Source organism: Sphingobacterium sp. UBA5996 (assembly GCF_002429765.1).
Classification (GTDB): Bacteria; Bacteroidota; Bacteroidia; order Sphingobacteriales; family Sphingobacteriaceae; genus Sphingobacterium.
This window is the reverse complement of record NZ_DJAS01000025.1, coordinates 56016-74115: the sequence shown is the minus strand read 5'-3', so window position 1 is coordinate 74115 and position 18100 is coordinate 56016. Positions and strand designations below refer to the sequence as shown.

The 18100-nt window shown below is 40.1% G+C and carries 13 protein-coding genes and 1 tRNA gene; 10 read left to right on the top strand and 4 right to left on the bottom strand.

Annotation, left to right across the window (positions count from 1 at the left end; translation table 11 throughout):
* Positions 1-38: 38 nt before the first annotated feature.
* Positions 39-120: transfer RNA gene (locus B3E00_RS19735), tRNA-Leu, on the bottom strand.
* A 149-nt stretch (positions 121-269) separates the two neighbouring features.
* Between B3E00_RS19735 and B3E00_RS19730 the strand changes: the two genes are divergently transcribed.
* The 5 genes from B3E00_RS19730 to B3E00_RS19710 all read left to right on the top strand — a co-directional run bounded on the left by B3E00_RS19730 (position 270) and on the right by B3E00_RS19710 (position 5407).
* The gene (locus B3E00_RS19730) at positions 270-881 is read left to right on the top strand and encodes a hypothetical protein (protein ID WP_293939760.1); all 612 of its coding nucleotides are present in this window, start codon (positions 270-272) and stop codon (positions 879-881) included.
* Positions 878-1180, top strand: coding sequence for a winged helix-turn-helix domain-containing protein (locus tag B3E00_RS19725; RefSeq protein ID WP_293884368.1), 303 nt, complete (start codon positions 878-880; stop codon positions 1178-1180). Before B3E00_RS19730 ends, B3E00_RS19725 begins: the two co-directional genes overlap by 4 nt.
* 51 nt (positions 1181-1231) lie before the next feature.
* Positions 1232-1723: a hypothetical protein gene (locus B3E00_RS19720; RefSeq protein ID WP_293939758.1), complete on the top strand. Its 492-nt coding sequence runs from the start codon at positions 1232-1234 to the stop codon at positions 1721-1723.
* 4 nt (positions 1724-1727) lie between these two features.
* Complete coding sequence (gene creD, locus B3E00_RS19715; protein ID WP_293939756.1) at positions 1728-3203, top strand: cell envelope integrity protein CreD; 1476 nt, start codon at positions 1728-1730, stop codon at positions 3201-3203.
* Positions 3204-3364: 161 nt separating this feature from the next.
* Positions 3365-5407, top strand: coding sequence for a S9 family peptidase (locus B3E00_RS19710; protein ID WP_293884374.1), 2043 nt, complete (start codon positions 3365-3367; stop codon positions 5405-5407).
* Between the two features lie 426 nt (positions 5408-5833).
* Here B3E00_RS19710 and B3E00_RS19705 read toward each other — a convergent pair whose 3' ends face one another.
* Complete coding sequence (locus tag B3E00_RS19705; protein WP_209576696.1) at positions 5834-6781, bottom strand: MlaD family protein; 948 nt, start codon at positions 6779-6781, stop codon at positions 5834-5836.
* Between the two features lie 61 nt (positions 6782-6842).
* The gene (locus tag B3E00_RS19700; protein ID WP_293884378.1) at positions 6843-7643 is read right to left on the bottom strand and encodes an N-acetylmuramoyl-L-alanine amidase family protein; all 801 of its coding nucleotides are present in this window, start codon (positions 7641-7643) and stop codon (positions 6843-6845) included.
* A gap of 156 nt (positions 7644-7799) precedes the next feature.
* Between B3E00_RS19700 and B3E00_RS19695 the strand changes: the two genes are divergently transcribed.
* From B3E00_RS19695 to B3E00_RS19685, 3 genes are all read left to right on the top strand, one after another.
* Positions 7800-10475 (top strand): putative LPS assembly protein LptD, encoded by a 2676-nt coding sequence (locus B3E00_RS19695; protein WP_293939755.1) that lies wholly within the window; start codon positions 7800-7802, stop codon positions 10473-10475.
* Between the two features lie 332 nt (positions 10476-10807).
* Positions 10808-12067 (top strand): competence/damage-inducible protein A, encoded by a 1260-nt coding sequence (locus B3E00_RS19690; protein WP_293888061.1) that lies wholly within the window; start codon positions 10808-10810, stop codon positions 12065-12067.
* 112 nt (positions 12068-12179) lie between these two features.
* On the top strand, positions 12180-13529 hold the full coding sequence (locus B3E00_RS19685; RefSeq protein ID WP_293939753.1) for a dihydrolipoamide acetyltransferase family protein: 1350 nt from the start codon (positions 12180-12182) through the stop codon (positions 13527-13529).
* Positions 13530-13605: 76 nt separating this feature from the next.
* Here the strand turns inward: B3E00_RS19685 and B3E00_RS19680 are convergent, their stop codons facing one another.
* Positions 13606-14982, bottom strand: coding sequence for an MATE family efflux transporter (locus B3E00_RS19680; RefSeq protein ID WP_209576702.1), 1377 nt, complete (start codon positions 14980-14982; stop codon positions 13606-13608).
* A gap of 240 nt (positions 14983-15222) precedes the next feature.
* Between B3E00_RS19680 and B3E00_RS19675 the strand changes: the two genes are divergently transcribed.
* Both B3E00_RS19675 and B3E00_RS19670 read left to right on the top strand, forming a co-directional pair.
* Positions 15223-15744: a Sec-independent protein translocase subunit TatA/TatB gene (locus B3E00_RS19675; RefSeq protein WP_209576704.1), complete on the top strand. Its 522-nt coding sequence runs from the start codon at positions 15223-15225 to the stop codon at positions 15742-15744.
* A gap of 85 nt (positions 15745-15829) precedes the next feature.
* Positions 15830-18067 (top strand): Tex family protein, encoded by a 2238-nt coding sequence (locus tag B3E00_RS19670; protein WP_293939751.1) that lies wholly within the window; start codon positions 15830-15832, stop codon positions 18065-18067.
* The last annotated feature ends 33 nt before the right edge of the window (positions 18068-18100 follow it).

The following is an 18100-nucleotide window of genomic DNA, read 5'->3' as shown; positions in this document are numbered from 1 at the left end:
AAATCCTCCCGAGGTTTTAAGTTCGGGAGGACATCAAGTGCGGAAGAAGGGACTCGAACCCCCACGCCTTGCGGCGCCAGATCCTAAGTCTGGTGCGGCTACCAATTACGCCACTTCCGCATTAGGATTTCTTTTGATGCCACAAAGATAGAAACCAAACGTATATCCTGCAAGTATTTTCTACTCTTTTTTTTATTTTTTTTCAATACTCGCCTAGGCTCTTGCATAATTCATTATTATTCATTTACTTTGAATATCAAAGTACTTTTATGGAACAGAAAGATTTATATAAAGAGCTTGGGCAGATCAGATCATTAATGGAAAAATCGTCCAAATTTGTTTCAATTAGCGGATTATCGGGCGTCCTTATGGGTTGCTATGCGCTCGTGGGAACACTATTAGGATACTATATTATATATCAACCTCAAAGTGCCGTGCTATTAGGGGGCAATAATTTGGAAAGATCCCAAGTGCTTTTGATCATTGCGCTGACCATTTTATTCTTATCCTTAGTGACTGGTTTTGTCATGGCGCGTAGAAAGGCGAGAAAAAATAAACAGTCCATTTGGAACATGACAAGCAAATCACTTTTATTTGCAGTTTCAATTCCATTGCTTGCAGGTGGCTTCGTATCGGCGCTGTTTTTTATCCAAGGATACTACCAGCTGGTTGCCGCTATGCTGCTCATATTTTATGGACTAGCACTGACCGCAGGGAGTATTTATACATTTGCCGAAGTAAAAGCACTAGGCATAATAGAAATCTGCCTAGGCCTGATCGTGCTAGCTTTTCCGGATAAAGGATTACTTTTGTGGGGATTGGGATTTGGTGTGTTACACATCATCTATGGTTTTATCGTTTACAAAAAATACGAATCGTGAAATTAGATCTTTCTCTATATGACAAAATATTTGAAAACAGAGTACGACTCCAGATAATGAGTGTTCTCGCGGCAAATGAGCAGTACGATTTCAATTCTTTGAAAGAATTGTTGGAGGTAACGGATGGTAACCTTGCCTCCAATCTGAAAACGTTGGAAAAAGAAGAATATATTGTTGTCGAGAAAAGCTTTGTCGAACGAAAGCCAAATACCCGATATAAAAGAACTGCTAAAGGACTAAAAGCATTTGAAAATCACCTTGCTGCACTCGAAAATTTAATAAAACAACAATACAAATAATTTTTTTATCCACATACTTTGAAAACCAAAGTACTTTTAAAAAAAATAAATATGAAAAAAATCCGATTAAAACTCATGTTGCACCTCTACGACTGGTCCTCCAAAATCTATGCGACAGTCTTTAAATGGAATAAAAAGGCTTGGGGAATTCGCAAGGAAGAATTTCTAAATTATCCTGTCAGAAGCATTGGTCACTCGCTTGGCCTTTTTTACGAAAGTAAGGGCTTCGAAGTGATGCCTAAATTAGAAAACCATGACGTTTTTCACATTCTGACCGAAACTGGAACAGAAATCCAAGACGAAATTGCGATGCAGTATTTGTTGTTGGGTAATGGAAAGATCAGCTTATACCTTTTTGGGATGGTCCTCATTGGCGGAATACTGTTCCCAGAATACTTCAGTTATTACAAAAAGAACTTTCAAAAAGGCCGAACACTTCAGCGATTTCATCATTTAGAATTTAAGGACATGTTACAGTTACAGCTCACCGAACTTCAAATCGCACTGTATAGCAAAAACATTCAAATAAACCTAAACAGCTAAAACCATGGACAACAACAATTCATCTCCAATGGAGCCCTCTTCATTGTTTGAGAAAATCAGCAATTCCACTGTACTAAAACTATTCGTCATCTTATTTCTTTCTTTAATCTTGCTTATCCCTCTTGCATTAATTCGTGATTTAATTGAAGAAAGAAAATCAAGGGAACAGGGAGTGTCCGGAGGCATCGCCCTCAATTGGGGAAAAGACCAAGTAGTGTCCAGTCCAGTACTTGCCATCCCCTATCGCGAAACGGTCCCTTTATCGGCCGAAAAAACTGAAAAATCTAACCTGAGAGAAGAGACTAAATGGATATTTGTCTTACCTAAAACTTCCAATATCGTTACAGCTATTTCTCCCCAACATCTTTCAAGAGGAATTTATACTTCTGTAGTTTACAGCAGCAACATTACCGTGGAAGGAAATTTTGGCAAATTAAACCCAGAAAAACTGGAGATTCCAGTCGAAAATATTGACTGGAAAGGCAGTAAGCTTATTTTTGGCATCCAAGATTTTAAAGGACTCGGAAAGCGCCCAACATTGAACTGGGATGGTCAGGATATAGTTTTCGATCCAGATTTCAATAATCTCAATCTGTTTAATCAAAATTTGGTTTGTGCTGTACCATTAACCCCTCAGGACGATAATAATCATTTCAAGATCAAACTGGATTTAAAAGGATCGAAGTCCCTCAACTTTTTGCCCCTTAGCGACCAAACAAATATCCAAGCAAAAGGAAACTGGGCTAATCCAAGTTTTACAGGTGCGTTTCTACCAAGCAAACGAAATACGGAAGCTTCAAATTTTTCCGCATCCTGGGAAATTCCATCTTTCAGCCGCAAACTTCCACAACAATGGGTCGGTGACGCTCACAACATCTATCGCTTTGACGCCAACATAGAAAACGCCAACGATACCAACGATACCAACGAACCAACAACGCCACAAACTACCACTCCGCCGGGCACTTCCGCAAACAATTTATTGGACAATACAGATATGATTACCATTCATTTTTTACCCGACATCAACAACTATCAAAAGACAACCAGAGTTGCCAAATACGGCATTTTGATCATTATCCTCACCTTTACTTCACTCCTATTTACGGAAGTAATCAAGAAAAAAAGAGTTCATATCATTCAATACATACTAATCGGCGCAGCCATGGTGCTTTTCTACACTTTGCTGTTGGCCTTATCAGAACATATCGGCTTTAATTTGGCTTATGTGACAGCAACAATGGCGACAGTCTTACTTATTGGCAGTTTTATCAAAGCTATTACCAAGGATGCGAAGACCGCAGCGCTTCTCAGTTCGATATTAGGCATATTTTATCTCTTTATTTATGTATTGATGCAGCTCAGAGATTATTCGTTAATCGCCGGAACTATTGGAATCTTTATTATTCTGGCCATTCTCATGCGTGTTTCGACAAAAATAAATTGGTATCAATTTGACAATGACCATGCAGATCAATAGACAACATTTTAAAATATACTGGGTACTTATCGAAGTATTTCTAAAAAAATAAAAATTTCCCTTTATAGCCATTAACATACAGATTGATGGCTATTTTTTGCTTTCCTTAAGTTTTATTGGCAAAATCTGTAACTTGCAAAGATATTTTTCAGCATAACAATATGAAAAAACTTACAATATTTGCATTAGCAATGATAACATGCAATTTAAGCAACGCCCAAACCTCCAAACAACCCATGAACCCAACTACACTTTGGGAACTTGGACGTGTATCAGCAGAGGGACTTTCAGCAGACGGCAAAACACTGGTGTATGGTGTTTCCAATTATAACCTGGAAAGTAATTCAAGTGAAAAAAATCTATATACGGTTTCACTTACAAATGGAGCCGTTAATCAGTTCACCGATCAGAAAGGTGGCGAGTCTGTGGTTCAAATCGAAAAAAATGGCGATGTTATCTACTTGTCCAAAGGTCAACTCTGGAAAAAAAATCTGTCAAAAGGAGAAGCAGTACAATTGACGTCTGGTGACATGGAATTGGAAAATGTTAAGTTTTCACCCGACGGAAAACAAATACTCTTCAGCCAGTCCGTTCTTGTAAAAAAATACCACAGCACAGACAAATATCCCGAATTACCAAAATCAGACGCTTATATCTATGACAACTTAGACTATAGACATTGGGACACCTTCAATGATGGCAAGTTCAGTCATCCTTTTGTAGCGAGTTTTGTTGATGGTAAAGTTGGTGAGCCGGTAGACCTGTTGAAGGACCAACCCTTCTATAGCCCGCAAGCACCATTTGGTGGCGCCGAAGATTTTGCCTGGTCTCCAGATAGCAAGGCCGTGCTGTATGTCTGTAAAAAGAAATTCGGAACAGACTATGCCGTTAGTACCAATACCGATATTTATCGCTATGATATCGCCAGCGGAACGACTTCCAACCTGACAGAAGGAATGAATGGGTATGATACAGCCCCAACCTATTCTCCCGATGGAAAGAGCCTAACTTGGCTCAGCATGAAGACCGATGGTTATGAATCGGACAAAAATAACATCATCTTATTCGATAAAAACAGTTCAATCCGTCTTAACTTAACGGCGCATTGGGATGGTACAGTCAATAGCTTTATTTGGAGCAATGACAATCGAAAAATCTATTTCACCGCTGCTACGAAAGGCACCGTACAATTATTTGAACTTGAAGTCCCTACAAATATCAAAACAAAAGGCTTACCTAAGATCCATCAAATTTCGGAAGGCGACTTTGATATTACGGGCATTATTGGTCAGGTAAATGATAAATTGATCGTCAGTTCAACAAAATTTACCCGCGCAACCGAAATCTTTAGTTTTGATCTGAAAAGCAAGTCCTTAACTCCGGTCACCAAAGTCAATGATGCTAAGTATGCAAATATTAGCGAAAACAAAATTGAGAAACGTACCACCAAGGCATCCGATGGAGCAGATCTATTTTCATGGGTCATCTATCCCCCAAACTTTAACCCCGAAAAAAAATATCCAACTATACTTTACTGTGAAGGTGGCCCTCAGTCTGCCCTTACTCAATTTTATTCATTCCGCTGGAACCTACAGTTAATTGCATCGCAAGGTTATATTGTGATCGCGCCAAACCGTAGAGGGATGCCTGGTTGGGGTGTAAAATGGAATGAGGCTATTTCTCAAGACTGGGGCGGTCAGCCTATCCGGGATTACTTAGCAGCCATAGACGATATCTCCAAAGAATCTTACGTGGATACCGCACGTCGTGCGGCTATTGGAGCCAGTTACGGTGGCTATTCTGTTTACCAATTAGCGGGCGTACACCAAAACCGTTTCAAGACCTTCATTGCCCACAATGGTTTGTTCGATATGAGAAGTTGGTATGGAACCACAGAAGAACTATTTTTTGCTAACCATGAATTAGGGGGGGGATACTGGGATAGCAAAAATGAAAAATCCTACACAGCGTTCAATCCGATTGAAAAAGCAAATAATTGGCACACCCCGATTTTAATCTTTCAAGGTGGAAGAGATTACCGTGTTCCAATCGGACAGGGGCTGGCGGCATTCCAATTAGCTCAGCTCAAAAAGATTAAGAGCCGTCTAGTCTACCTTCCTGATGAAAATCACTGGGTACTGTCCGGGCAAAATGCACAGGTCTGGCAAAACGAATTTTTTAACTGGCTGAAAGAAACGCTATAGATAGGAAAGTGAAATCGTCAATCAACTTCTGATTTTGTTACCAAAAATGCCACGCCATGCGTGGCGTTTTTGTTTCGATTCCTAATTGACCGTATCTAGTCCTATTAACCATGGATTAATGTCACCTTGTACATTAGCTAGGGGTTAACAGGGGGTTAACAGGGGTATAACAGGGGGTCTACAGGGGTTTACCCCTATTAATCCAGTGTTAACCCTCTGTAAAAATGGAGTTAAAACGGTCTTAATGGAGAACGTGGTGAAAGCTTGTTAACAAGAAAGCATGGATCAGCAAGCACACAATGCAAGGGAGCAAATTTAGGACATTGAGTCGGCCGACGGATTACCATACCAAAAGTAAACCTCCTGAAAACAGAAAAGCCTGCAATATGCAGGCTTTTTCTATAAGACTATTGTATTTTCTAAACACTACTTTTCTCCCTTTTTTCCAAAAATAGAAAGCTTGATATATTTTCCAGGATTCTCTTTAACATCCTTCATCAAATAATCCATTTCTTTTGAAGCGTTATTCAGATTATTATATAAAGCTTCATCATTAAGCAATAATCCGATAGAGCCCTTACCGCTGTTAATCTTCCCGGTAATCTCCTGAAAATCATTAACGGCGGTATTTACTTTGTTCATGGTGTGTTCAAAATCCAATCTGGCCGCTTTGTCCGTTATATTATTTAAATTGGACATAATCGAATTGATCTTCTCTCCATTTTGTGAAAAGTTGGATGTAATTGACTCCATGTTGGCCATGATGCGATTGAGTCTTCCCTTTTCGTTTCCAACTAGACCTTCTACATCTTTTGTGATTCCTTCCACATTTTTCAATGAGGTAGATATACTATGAATACTGTTTTTAAAGTCGTCCTGAAACTGCTTATCTAAAACATTATTCACAACGGACAATGTTGAATCCAGTTTAATGGTAATGGTTTCGATTCTCTTTTGAATAGGCTCAACCTTATCCATAATATTCGGTTGGACACCCGAAGCTAAAAAATCGCCGTCCTTTGCCAATTCCTTACTGTTGCCCATTTCAAAGACAATCGCTTTACTCCCCAGCAAATCTGTACTTGAAATTCTAGCAATTGTGTTTTTCGGCACGGCGTAATCAGCGTGAATTTTAAACTCAGTTTTAATTTTGCCATCAGGTTGAAGAATCATCTTCGATACACGTCCGATTTGATACCCATTCACTAAAACAGGCTTGGAGGGAGTTAATCCATCAACAGTCTCGTAGGTTGTGTAATAGGTGTTATCGCTACTAAAAACATCATTCCCTTTTAGAAAGCTATAACCAATAAATAATAAAACTATTGCAACCGTTGCTAATATGCCGACCTTTGTCTCGTTTGATATTTTCACGAATAATCTATTTAGTAATGATCATTAATTTAAGTTTAAAACAGCACAAAAGCAAATCTGTTTAGCGTTCTACGGAATTTTTATAGATTTTTATAGCAGAAACCAGATTATCAACAATCTCTTGTTGTCCCGCATCAGACAATAAGTAGCTCTCCTCTTCTCTATTACTAATAAATCCAATCTCGGTCAATACTGCTGGCATACCCGCTTCCGCAAGTACAGCTAACCCTTTCTCCCAGAAACCTCTACTGTATCGGCCAGCTTTCACGTACTCGCCCTCTATCATTTGCGCAAGACGTATACTTTTTTCACGAAATCGATTTTTCATCAACGAGAAGATGATCGCACTTTCGGGATCTTTAGGATCAAATCCCTGATAGTTCTCTTTATAATTGGATTCCAGTAATAAGGATGCATTTTCACGAACAGCAGCATCCTGTTGGCCTAAACGATGCGAACCAGAAACCAATGTTTCGGTACCATGTGCACTCGAACCACTGGAATTACAGTGAATTGATATAAATAAATCTGCTTTATTAGCATTCGCTAAACGTATACGTTTATAAAGCTCCACAAATTCATCGGTCGTTCTCGTGTAGATGATCTTAATACCTGGAATATCTTTCTGAATCTGCTTTCCTAATTTTAAAGCGACATCTAAAGCGACATTTTTTTCCAAAGATCGTCTTCCTTGTGCACCAGTATCCTTACCGCCATGGCCAGCATCAATTACGATTGTCCTTATTTGGTAGTCCGGAGGCTCGGGCTGCCCATTGTTTAATTTGAAAGAATTCAATAAAAAAAATCCCAAAGTAGCTAACATGACGCTACACCATTTTCTAATTCTTAAATCTGATTTCATTGAATAATTATTTGCTCTACTATAAACGAATCAAAATGAGTCAATATTATTTGTTGAATAGATAACGATATTTAACATATTTTCTATTGCTTTTTTGACTAATTTTGTCTCTCGAAGTTTAACATTATTTCACAAAAATAACATTTGTCTTTAATTTTGAAGTCGTTAATCAACATTTTAACACTATTTATCATTCTTGCGGTGAGCACTGCTAGTCATGCTCAAAGTAGTATTCCATTAAAACAGAACGGACTTCAAGGTAAGAATCCTATTTCTGCGACCAATAAGTTGCAAGATACCAGTAAGACTAAAGCGGGCGATACGACAAAATCTGTCCGGGATACCACCAAGAAAAAAGGAAGTGGCCTACAGGCAGAAGTCAGCATTATTGCTGTGGATTCGCAAAAATCTGAAGTTGCAAAAAACATCAGTCACCTTTATCGTGGTGCAAAGGTTAAATATCAGGATTTTGAACTTTCTGCTGATTATATCCGTCTTGACCGAAACAAGAAAAAGATTTTTGCTTCCGGAATTTATGACAAAACCGGCAAATATGTAGGACGTCCTATCGTGATTATGGGAAATGGCGAATCACCTAAAACTGTGGATTCACTCTATTATGATTACGAGAAACAGGAAGGAAACACTTATGGTATTATGACCGAGGTGGATGGTGGATATATCCAGGCCAATATTGTTAGAAAGAACATTTACGACGAAATGTCTATCTATAAGGGGCTTTACAGTACTTGTAATCTGCCCTACCCACATACCCATTTTGGTATCCATATTACCAAGGGTATTGTCACTAAAAACCAAATTATTTCAGGACCAGCTTATCTAGTGGTTATGGGCGTACCAATGCCAGTGGCATTTCCCTTCGCATTCTTTCCAAAACCGGATAAAAGGGCTTCTGGCTTTCTCTTTCCTTCTTTTGGAGAAGATTACACTAGAGGGTTTTCCATGCGGGATTTAGGCTGGTATTTGGCCTTCAATGATTATTGGGATAGTGAAATTCGAGGTTCATTGTACTCAAAAGGTTCGTGGGAAGCCTCCATCAATACACGCTATACCGTCAATTATAAATTTAACGGTGGTTTTAATATCCGTTATGCCAATACCAAAACAGGCACCGAAGGAACCCGAGATTATGGTTCCAATAAAGATTTTAACGTCACCTGGAACCACACCCAGCGCCAAGAAGCCAATCCCGGAACGTCTTTCTCCGCCAGTGTAAACTTTGGTACATCATCATTCTATAGAAATACCGGTACAAGTAGTAACCAGACAACCTATCAGAATCTGGCGCAAAACAGAATGGCTTCCTCAATTAGTTATGGGAAAGTATTTGCAGACGGTAAGGTAAACCTGACAGCCAGCTTAACCCATAATCAAAACATGGCGGATAGAAGTATACAAATGAGTTTACCGAACATCAGCTTAAACGTCTCTTCTTTCAATCCATTTGACAGCAAGGACCGTGTCGGTGAACAAAAATGGTATCAGCGTATCAATGTAGGTTATAGTTTCCAGGCACAGAACTCGGTCAGTACTATTGATACCTTGTTATTTAAACCGGGGGGCTTCAAAAAATTCCAAAATGGTTTCCAACACAACATCCCGATCAGTTTGTCGCTAAACGCGTTTAAATATTTTCAGTTTAACACCAGTGTCAATTATACAGAGCGCTGGTATTTGCAAAGCACCAGACAACGCTTTGATAATACAGCTGCCGGTTATACACAACGTATTGACACCGTACAGGGATTCAATCGTGCTTACGATTACTCCGTATCCACCGGACTTTCGACCAAGATCTATGGTATGTATCCTAAGATCGGTAAAATTCAGGCCATCCGACACGTGGTTACACCGTCGATCAACCTGAACTATAGGCCCGACTTTTCCGATCCAAAATATGGATTCTATCAGCAGTATAACGACCAATATGGAAATAGAAATGTATACTCCATTTTTAGTCAGGGTGTGTATGGCTCCCCTTCCGCAGGAAAATCAGCAGGTATAGGTTTTTCCATCGACAATAACATCGAAGCCAAAGTCAAAAGTAAATCGGATACCACAGATGGAGGGTTTAAGAAAATCCCTATTCTCCAGGGTCTAACCTTCAGCGGAAATTACAATTTCGTTGCCGATTCGCTTAAATTGTCCCCTATCACCTTCTCTGGCCGTACCGCTTTTTTCGACCAAAAGATGAATGTCAACTTCAACGGTACTTTTGACCCCTATTCAGTGAATGAAAATGGTGTTCGCGTCAATCGATATGCCATAAAGGATGGTAGCCTGGCGCGTCTGACAAATTTCGGTCTTTCCTTTGACTATAGCCTGAATCCCAAAGCTGCAAAATCACGTAATAATAACATCGATTCGTTAAGAAAAGAAATGTCTGGCGCAGGTATGACTCCCGAACAGGCACAGGCCTTAGCTCGAATCAGCTCAGATCCAAATGCATTCGTAGATTTTAATATTCCTTGGAACCTTGCGGCATCGTTCAGTTTCAATACGTCCAAATCATTCAACTCGAGCACGCGTAGAATGGAGAGCCAATTTACAAGTACCTTAAACTTACATGGTGACTTCAGCGTTACGCCAAAATGGAAAGTTACTTTTCAATCGGGATACGATTTTAAACAAAAGGAAGTGGTCATGACCTCTTTCAATATCTATCGTGATCTGCATTGCTGGGATATGTCGTTCGGCTGGATGCCTTTTGGGCGATACCGAAGTTATAATGTGACGATACGGGCTAAGGCCTCAATCTTACAAGATCTTAAGCTCACAAAAAGAGCAAGTTCAGGAGGCAGTTATTTTTAAAATAGCTGCTTTTTTTTGAAAATATCTAATCCTATTTGCCAGAAAAAACTTTCTCGCTTTCTTAACTATGACGATTTCGATATCATGAAGGTCGTATTTTATTCTCTAGCTTTTACCTTTGCGATAGCATACGACTCCCCATATCAAATGCATATTAATGGTCCCACCGAATCACAATTTTATGTAAGTTTATATCCTGAATCGTCCGATGTTGATTTTTTATTTTTAAGCCTTGGCGGAAGAAAACTGAACGCTGAAAGATTAGGAAGATCAAACAATATACCCATATGTATATAATCCATTATGGCGAAGTGTTACATAATTATAACAAGATGAAAGCAGAGATTATTACCATAGGCGATGAGATCCTCATCGGTCAGATCATTGATACCAATTCGGGCTGGATTGCCAAACAACTGCTCCGATTCGAAGTGGATATCGTTCAAATGACATCGATCCCTGATACAGAAGAAGCTATTTCAAAAACGCTGAAAGACGCCTCTTCCCGGGCAGATTTGATTTTAATCACCGGAGGCCTAGGTCCAACCAAAGATGATGTTACGAAAAAAACAGCTGCAAAATATTTTGAAACGACCTTGGTTCGCGACGAAAATGTACTTCGTCATGTGACGAACATCTTTGAATCGCGTAAGTTAAAAATGCTTGACATCAATCTGCAGCAGGCCGATGTACTCGCAAATTGTGAAGTCTTATTTAATGACTATGGTACTGCGCCCGGCATGCTGGTAAACCAAGGCGAAAAGCGGTTTATATTTATGCCCGGAGTTCCCTTTGAGATGAAATTTCTGATGGAAAAACACGTACTCCCTTTATTAGCAACACAAGATCCAGACCTATTTATCTGTCATGAAACGATCTTGGTGGGAGGTATCGGTGAATCCTATTTAGCAGAAGAAATAAAAGATATCGAAAGCGAACTGCCACCTAGCATAAAATTAGCCTATCTACCGACATTGGCATTTATCCGGTTAAGACTATCCGGAAAAAGTAGAAACAAGTCTGATATTATGCTTCAGGTTGCTCTTTTCAAAAAGAAACTTATCCATCGTCTACAGCAGTATATTGTAGCAGATTATGATACGGGCATAGAGTCCCATCTGATTAAAGAGCTTACTCATCGGGGCAGTACCCTGACTACGGCTGAAAGTTGTACTGGTGGTAGTCTCGCCGCTTCGATCACTTCAGTAGCGGGAAGTAGTGCTGTATTTCTTGGCGGCACGATTCCCTATTCCAACAGATTAAAACACCAACTGCTCAACGTCAATGAAGAAACATTGGCTCAATATGGTGCCGTAAGTGAACAGACCGCAGTCGAAATGGCCTCGGGCTCAAAAGCAGCGTTCTCTTCGGACTATGCCATCGCAACGACTGGAATAGCCGGTCCAGGTGGGGGCACAGCTGAAAAACCTGTTGGAACGATCTGGGTGGCTGTCGCCGGAAAAAAAGAAATTATAACCAAAAAGTTTCAATTTGACAATGACAGGCTCATCAACATCGAACGTACACGAATGAATGCCCTTTTATTATTATGGCAATTGTTATTAAAAGAAAAAGAACAAGAAGCACAATAGGATAAAATAATGTTTTAAAAAAACCGCTATTTAAGGAATAATATTTTAAATTGTTGAAAGTAAACCACAATTTAATTAACTTCGTTTTTCTATAACGAGATTGCTAAAAAATATGGCTTTATATAAACTCTTACTCCCAAAAATGGGAGAAAGTGTATCCGAGGCAACAATCACAAAATGGTTAAAACAACCTGGTGACCGGATTGATGAAGATGACACTTTATTGGAAATCGCAACTGACAAAGTTGATTCAGAGGTACCTTCTCCCGTAAAAGGCGTTCTAAAAGAGCAACGTTATACCGTAGACCAGACAGTCCAAGTGGGGGAAGTCGTTGCAATTATAGAAATTGAAGGCGAAGAGGAAGAACTTACGCCTCCTCAGCAAGAAATTACAATTCCTTCAACGACAAGCTCCGAAGAGCGTTTAGATTTGAACATACCAGGTGTCGAACAGTTGCCCAATGTCGGTGTTGACACTTCTTCTGCTCAGTATGAGAGCACGCTTCGTTTCTATTCACCTTTAGTAAAGAATATTGCTCGTCACGAAGGATTGTCTCAAGATGAACTTGACCGTATACAGGGTACTGGAGCAGAAGGAAGAGTGACGAAGGAGGATATTTTAACGTATGTAGCGCATAGGGATTCGTCATCCAAATCTGAAACACCTCTTCAGACCGATCAGGCTGAAACACGCACGGAGTCGCCCAAAATAATCGTAACAGCTCCATCCCATGTTCATACCGTTGCAAATGGCAATGATGAAATCATTGAAATGGATCGCATGCGAAGAATGATTGCAGACCATATGGTCAAAAGCACGCAGATCTCCCCCCATGTATGTTCATTTGTTGAAGCAGATGTAACGAATTTGGTTTTGTGGCGCAATAAAGTTAAAGATGCCTATAAAAAGCGCGAGGGAGAAAATATTACGTTTACCCCTTTATTCATTGAGGCTATCAGCAAGGCACTTAAAGATTTCCCATTGGTCAATATCTCGATCGATGGCTACAATATCATTAAGAAGAAAAATATCAATATCGGTATGGCCGCCGCATTGCCTAATGGAAATCTTATCGTACCAGTAATCAAAAATGCGGATCAATTGAGCTTAGTCGGATTGAGTAAAAGTGTAAACGACCTTGCACAACGGTCGAGAGCAAATAAGTTGAAACCAGACGACACACAAGATGGGACATTTACATTCACCAATATCGGCGCTTTCGGTAATATAATGGGTACGCCCATCATTAATCAGCCGCAAGCTGCAATCTTGGCAGTAGGTTCAATAACAAAAAAACCAGCAGTCATAGAAACGGAATATGGCGATATGATTGGCATTAGACATATGATGTATCTATCCCTCTCCTATGACCATCGCGCAATTGATGGAGCACTTGGAGGTACATTCTTAAAACGCGTTGCAGATTATTTGGAAAATTGGGATACGAATAGGGTAATCTAACATCCAAAATCGATCAATAGAAAAGGCTCTGTCAGTTGTTACTGACAGAGCCTTTTTTTGATGAGTATATACTTTTCTATTTCAACAAACTTTGTTCAAACTGCATTTTCTTCTTCTTGATTACCCGTTGAAATCGCAGATAGAGTAAAAGAGAAGACGTCAACAAACCTAATGTCAGCCCATACCATATCCCCTGGATGCCCCAGTTAAATACTATTCCCATTAGATAGCCGCTTGGCAAACCAATAATCCAATACGCAACAAATGTAATAATGGTGGGAATATTGACATCCCCCATGCCCCGTAATACCCCAAGACCGACCACTTGTGTGCCATCAAACAATTGGAAAAGTCCCGCTATGATCAACAGTTGAGAAGCAATAATGACGACGGCATGATCTGATGTAAAAATATAAGGCAGAAAATTATTCAGCAATGCAAACAAGGAAGCCGTAATCAACATAAAGATCAATACCAACTGGTATGAAGTAATCGCAAACCGTTCAAGACGGAAAAGATTTCTATTCCCATAGCTATTCCCCACCTTGATCGTGGCAGCAGCAGCAATCCCGCTCGCCATCATATACGTCATGGCGGCCAGTTGTATGGCTACCTGATGGGAAGCTTGCGCCGTAGCACTTATTGTACCGGCTAAGAGCGATGCCCCCGCAAAAGCCCCAATTTCAAAAACATATTGCATTGCTACTGGCGCTCCAATCCGCAATATTTTAAGCAGTCGATCCCAATCGATCAGGGTCACTTTAAAATATTGGATATACCCCTTGAATTTCTGCGATCGTAACACATAGGTCATCATGACAGTCATCATGAGCACACGGTCAATCAATGTACTATATCCAACCCCTTTGACTCCCATTGGACTGATGCCAAACATCCCTTTGACAAAGATGATTGCCAAAATAATATTCAGTACATTTCCCCAAATAGTTACATTCATGGCTTGCTTGGTAAATCCTAATCCCTCGGCAAATTGCTTGAATGTACTGAACACCATCAGTGGAAGCATCGATAAGCTAAGGATAAGCAAATAAGGCTTCGCTTCCTTCACCACCGCCGGATCTTGGTCGAGGTGATCGATAGCCAACATAGAACCAAAGTAAACTAAAGCAAACAGTAAAAGACCCGATAGAAGATTTAACCAAAAGCTATTAGATAACAAGATGGCACACTCTTTCTTATTATCACGACCATTCTCTTGCGCAATCAATGGCGTGATGCCATACGCGATACCTAATCCGATAACCATAACAACCATGAAAACAGCATGCACTAATGAAACTGCTGCCAGTGGAATAGTTCCTGCAAAATGTCCTACGATCACACTATCTGCGGTATGGACCAATGTATGTCCCAATTGTGATATCACGACTGGCCCCGCCAATACCATCGTACTTTTGTAATACGGCTTGAAAGTTTTAAATTTTCCCAACATAATCGATTTCTCAAAAAATAGCCACAAAAGTACGAAGATATTTCTGTCCTATCGTCATATTATAAAATATTTAGCAAAAATACAACAATTTACAGGCGCTAGACACGTACCGCGTGTTAAGTAATTTTTATGTTTCAAATACCTTAAAAATATCTTAAATTTACTTTTGGGTCTAAGAACTATAGAAATATAAATGTAACTTAGCATCTAGTTAGTAATCAAAAGAAGAGGAAAAAGAGTATGTACAATCCAGTAATAGCATTTCTAAACATCGGCACGCAGGAGATGATCTTAATTGTGTTTGCAATCTTGTTACTTTTTGGAGGCAAAAAGCTTCCTGAATTGGCGAGGGGTTTAGGAAGAGGGATACGTGAATTTAAAGATGCGTCAGAAGGTATAAAACGTGAGATTTCAGATCAAATCAATAATTTCGAAAAAGACATAGACGTTAAGCCAGAAGTAAAAGAAGAAGCTGTTCCTAATGACGTACGTCTGGCGGAAGAAAAGGTCCAGACAGCGCACCAAGAAGAGGTTAAACCAAATGAAACTGCACAGGGATCAGAAATAGAACAGCCAAAGAAAAAATATGAGTTCACCACTCCCGCCGGTGTCGTCGAACACAATCCCCATAAGCAACCGGATTACGGAGAAGAACCATCTCATATCACTTACGGATATAATGATCATTTTGCTGAAACTAAAAACAACGAAGTAGAAGATAAAAAAGTTCCTGAGCAGGACAATACCCATAAACCTGCCTAATTTTACTATTTTAGTTTATAATTAGATATACTTAGAGCTGTTGAATCACCATTCAACGGCTCTACTTTTTAAGATTAAACCATCAATGAGCTTATCAACACACGAAATTATTATTGCTAACGAGCTTTCTATTAGCGAAAAACAAGTTCGCACGACTATTGCACTATTAGACGAAGGTGCCACCGTTCCCTTTATCTCGCGCTACCGTAAGGAAATGACCGGAAGTCTAGATGAAGTTCAAATCACCGCCATCAGAGATCGTTTCCAGCAATTGCGGGACTTAGATAAACGCAAGGAAGCTGTTCTGAAATCAATAAACGATCAAGGGAAATTGACCCCAGCACTTGAACAACAAATATTAGGTGCCGAAACCATGGCCAGCTTGGAAGATATTTACCTCCCTTACAAACCTAAGCGCAAAACGCGCGCAAGTGTGGCTCGTGAGAAAGGGTTGCAACCCTTAGCGGATCTTATTTTAGCACAAGAATCTGGCGATTTCCTTGCACTTGCCGAAAGTTTAGTGGATGCAGAAAAAGGCGTAAAAAATACGGAGGACGCGTTGGCAGGTGCTCGCGATATTATCGCGGAAATCATTGCAGAAGACGCTACTGTAAGAGCTAAATCGAGAGCTATTTTTCTCGAAAAAGGCTCATTTGTTTCAAAAGTAGTTCCTGGAAAAGAAGAAGCTGCAATAAAATATAAAGATTATTACGACTGGTCTGAATCCTTAAAAGATGCTCCATCGCATCGTGTGCTGGCCATGCGTCGTGGTGAAAAAGAAGAATTGCTCTACTTGGACATTGCTGTCAATGAAGAGGAAATTCTACCGCGTATCGAATCTATCTTTGTGAAGAGTGGCAACGCTGCAGCTGCTCAGGTAAAACTTGCCCTGATAGACAGTTATAAACGTCTCCTCAAACCGTCCATGGAAACAGAAATACGTGTATTAACCCGTCAGAAAGCAGATGAGGAAGCCATCAAAGTTTTTGCAGATAACGTGCGTCAATTGCTTTTAGCCGCTCCATTGGGACAAAAGAGATTACTTGCAATCGACCCCGGGTTTCGCACCGGCTGTAAAACAGTCGTATTAGATGAACAAGGCCAGCTTAAAGAAAATACAGCTATCTTCCCACATACTGGTGCCAATGGACTGGCAGAAGCCCAAAAAACCATTAAGTATTTAGTATCGAAATATGATATCCAAGCTATCGCGATTGGAAATGGAACAGCTGGCCGCGAAACTGAAGAATTTGTACGGAAGCTTGGATTAAACAATGTGACTATTGTGATGGTCAATGAAAGCGGAGCTTCCATTTATTCTGCTTCCGAAACTGCCCGGGAAGAATTTCCAGATCAAGATGTTACGGTACGTGGCGCAGTATCCATTGGCAGGCGATTGATGGACCCACTTGCTGAACTGGTTAAGATTGATCCAAAATCCATTGGTGTCGGACAATACCAGCACGATGTAGACCAAAACAAGCTACAAACCTCTCTCGACGACACGGTCATCAGCTGTGTAAATGCCGTAGGAGTTGAACTGAATACAGCATCCAAACAAATTTTATCTTATGTTTCTGGTCTAGGTCCATCCCTGGCACAACAGATCATTAAATATAGAAACGAGAATGGCCCCTTTGCTTCAAGACGTGAACTGAAAAAAGTACCTCGTCTTGGCGATAAAGCTTTTGAACAAGCAGCTGGCTTTCTTCGCATTCGGCATGCAGCAAATCCATTGGATTCGTCGGCAGTACACCCCGAGCGATATGCATTGGTTGAGCAAATGGCCAAAGATTTAGGAAAAAAAGTGGACGATTTATTGAAAGATGCGGATCTTAGAAAATCTATTCCCTTAAAAAACTACATCTCAGAGGAGGTAGGCCTACCGACATTAAACGATATTCTAAGTGAATTAGCGAAACCGGGACTAGATCCACGCGAAAAATTCGAAGCATTCTCATTCACTGAAGGTGTCAACAGCATTGGGGATCTAAAGGTCGGTATGAAACTTCCAGGAATCGTCACTAACATTACCAATTTTGGGGCTTTTGTTGATATCGGTGTCCACCAAGACGGTCTGGTACATTTAAGTCAATTATCCAATCGTTACGTATCAGATCCTCAAGAGATCGTGAAAGTACAGCAGCATGTGATGGTTACAGTGACGGAAGTCGATGAAAAACGTAATCGCATTGCTTTATCTATGAAGACCGAAGAAAAGTCCACTCAGCCAAACAACAGGAGAAAGGATAACAAAATACAGGTCGAACCACAAACGGATATGGCAAGTAAGCTAGCTGCCTTAGCTAGTAGGTTCAAATAGATACGTTTAATTTCACCTAAAAGAGCTGATCTT

What these genes read in the sequence shown, in the direction of transcription:
- B3E00_RS19690 (WP_293888061.1), top strand. Translation starts at nt 10,808, where the DNA reads ATGAAAGCAGAGATTATTACCATAGGCGATGAGATCCTCATCGGTCAG.
- B3E00_RS19680 (WP_209576702.1), bottom strand. Translation starts at nt 14,982, where the DNA reads ATGTTGGGAAAATTTAAAACTTTCAAGCCGTATTACAAAAGTACGATG.
- B3E00_RS19720 (WP_293939758.1), top strand. Translation starts at nt 1,232, where the DNA reads ATGAAAAAAATCCGATTAAAACTCATGTTGCACCTCTACGACTGGTCC.
- B3E00_RS19710 (WP_293884374.1), top strand. Translation starts at nt 3,365, where the DNA reads ATGAAAAAACTTACAATATTTGCATTAGCAATGATAACATGCAATTTA.
- B3E00_RS19700 (WP_293884378.1), bottom strand. Translation starts at nt 7,643, where the DNA reads ATGAAATCAGATTTAAGAATTAGAAAATGGTGTAGCGTCATGTTAGCT.
- B3E00_RS19670 (WP_293939751.1), top strand. Translation starts at nt 15,830, where the DNA reads ATGAGCTTATCAACACACGAAATTATTATTGCTAACGAGCTTTCTATT.
- B3E00_RS19675 (WP_209576704.1), top strand. Translation starts at nt 15,223, where the DNA reads ATGTACAATCCAGTAATAGCATTTCTAAACATCGGCACGCAGGAGATG.
- B3E00_RS19685 (WP_293939753.1), top strand. Translation starts at nt 12,180, where the DNA reads ATGGCTTTATATAAACTCTTACTCCCAAAAATGGGAGAAAGTGTATCC.
- creD (WP_293939756.1), top strand. Translation starts at nt 1,728, where the DNA reads ATGGACAACAACAATTCATCTCCAATGGAGCCCTCTTCATTGTTTGAG.
- B3E00_RS19730 (WP_293939760.1), top strand. Translation starts at nt 270, where the DNA reads ATGGAACAGAAAGATTTATATAAAGAGCTTGGGCAGATCAGATCATTA.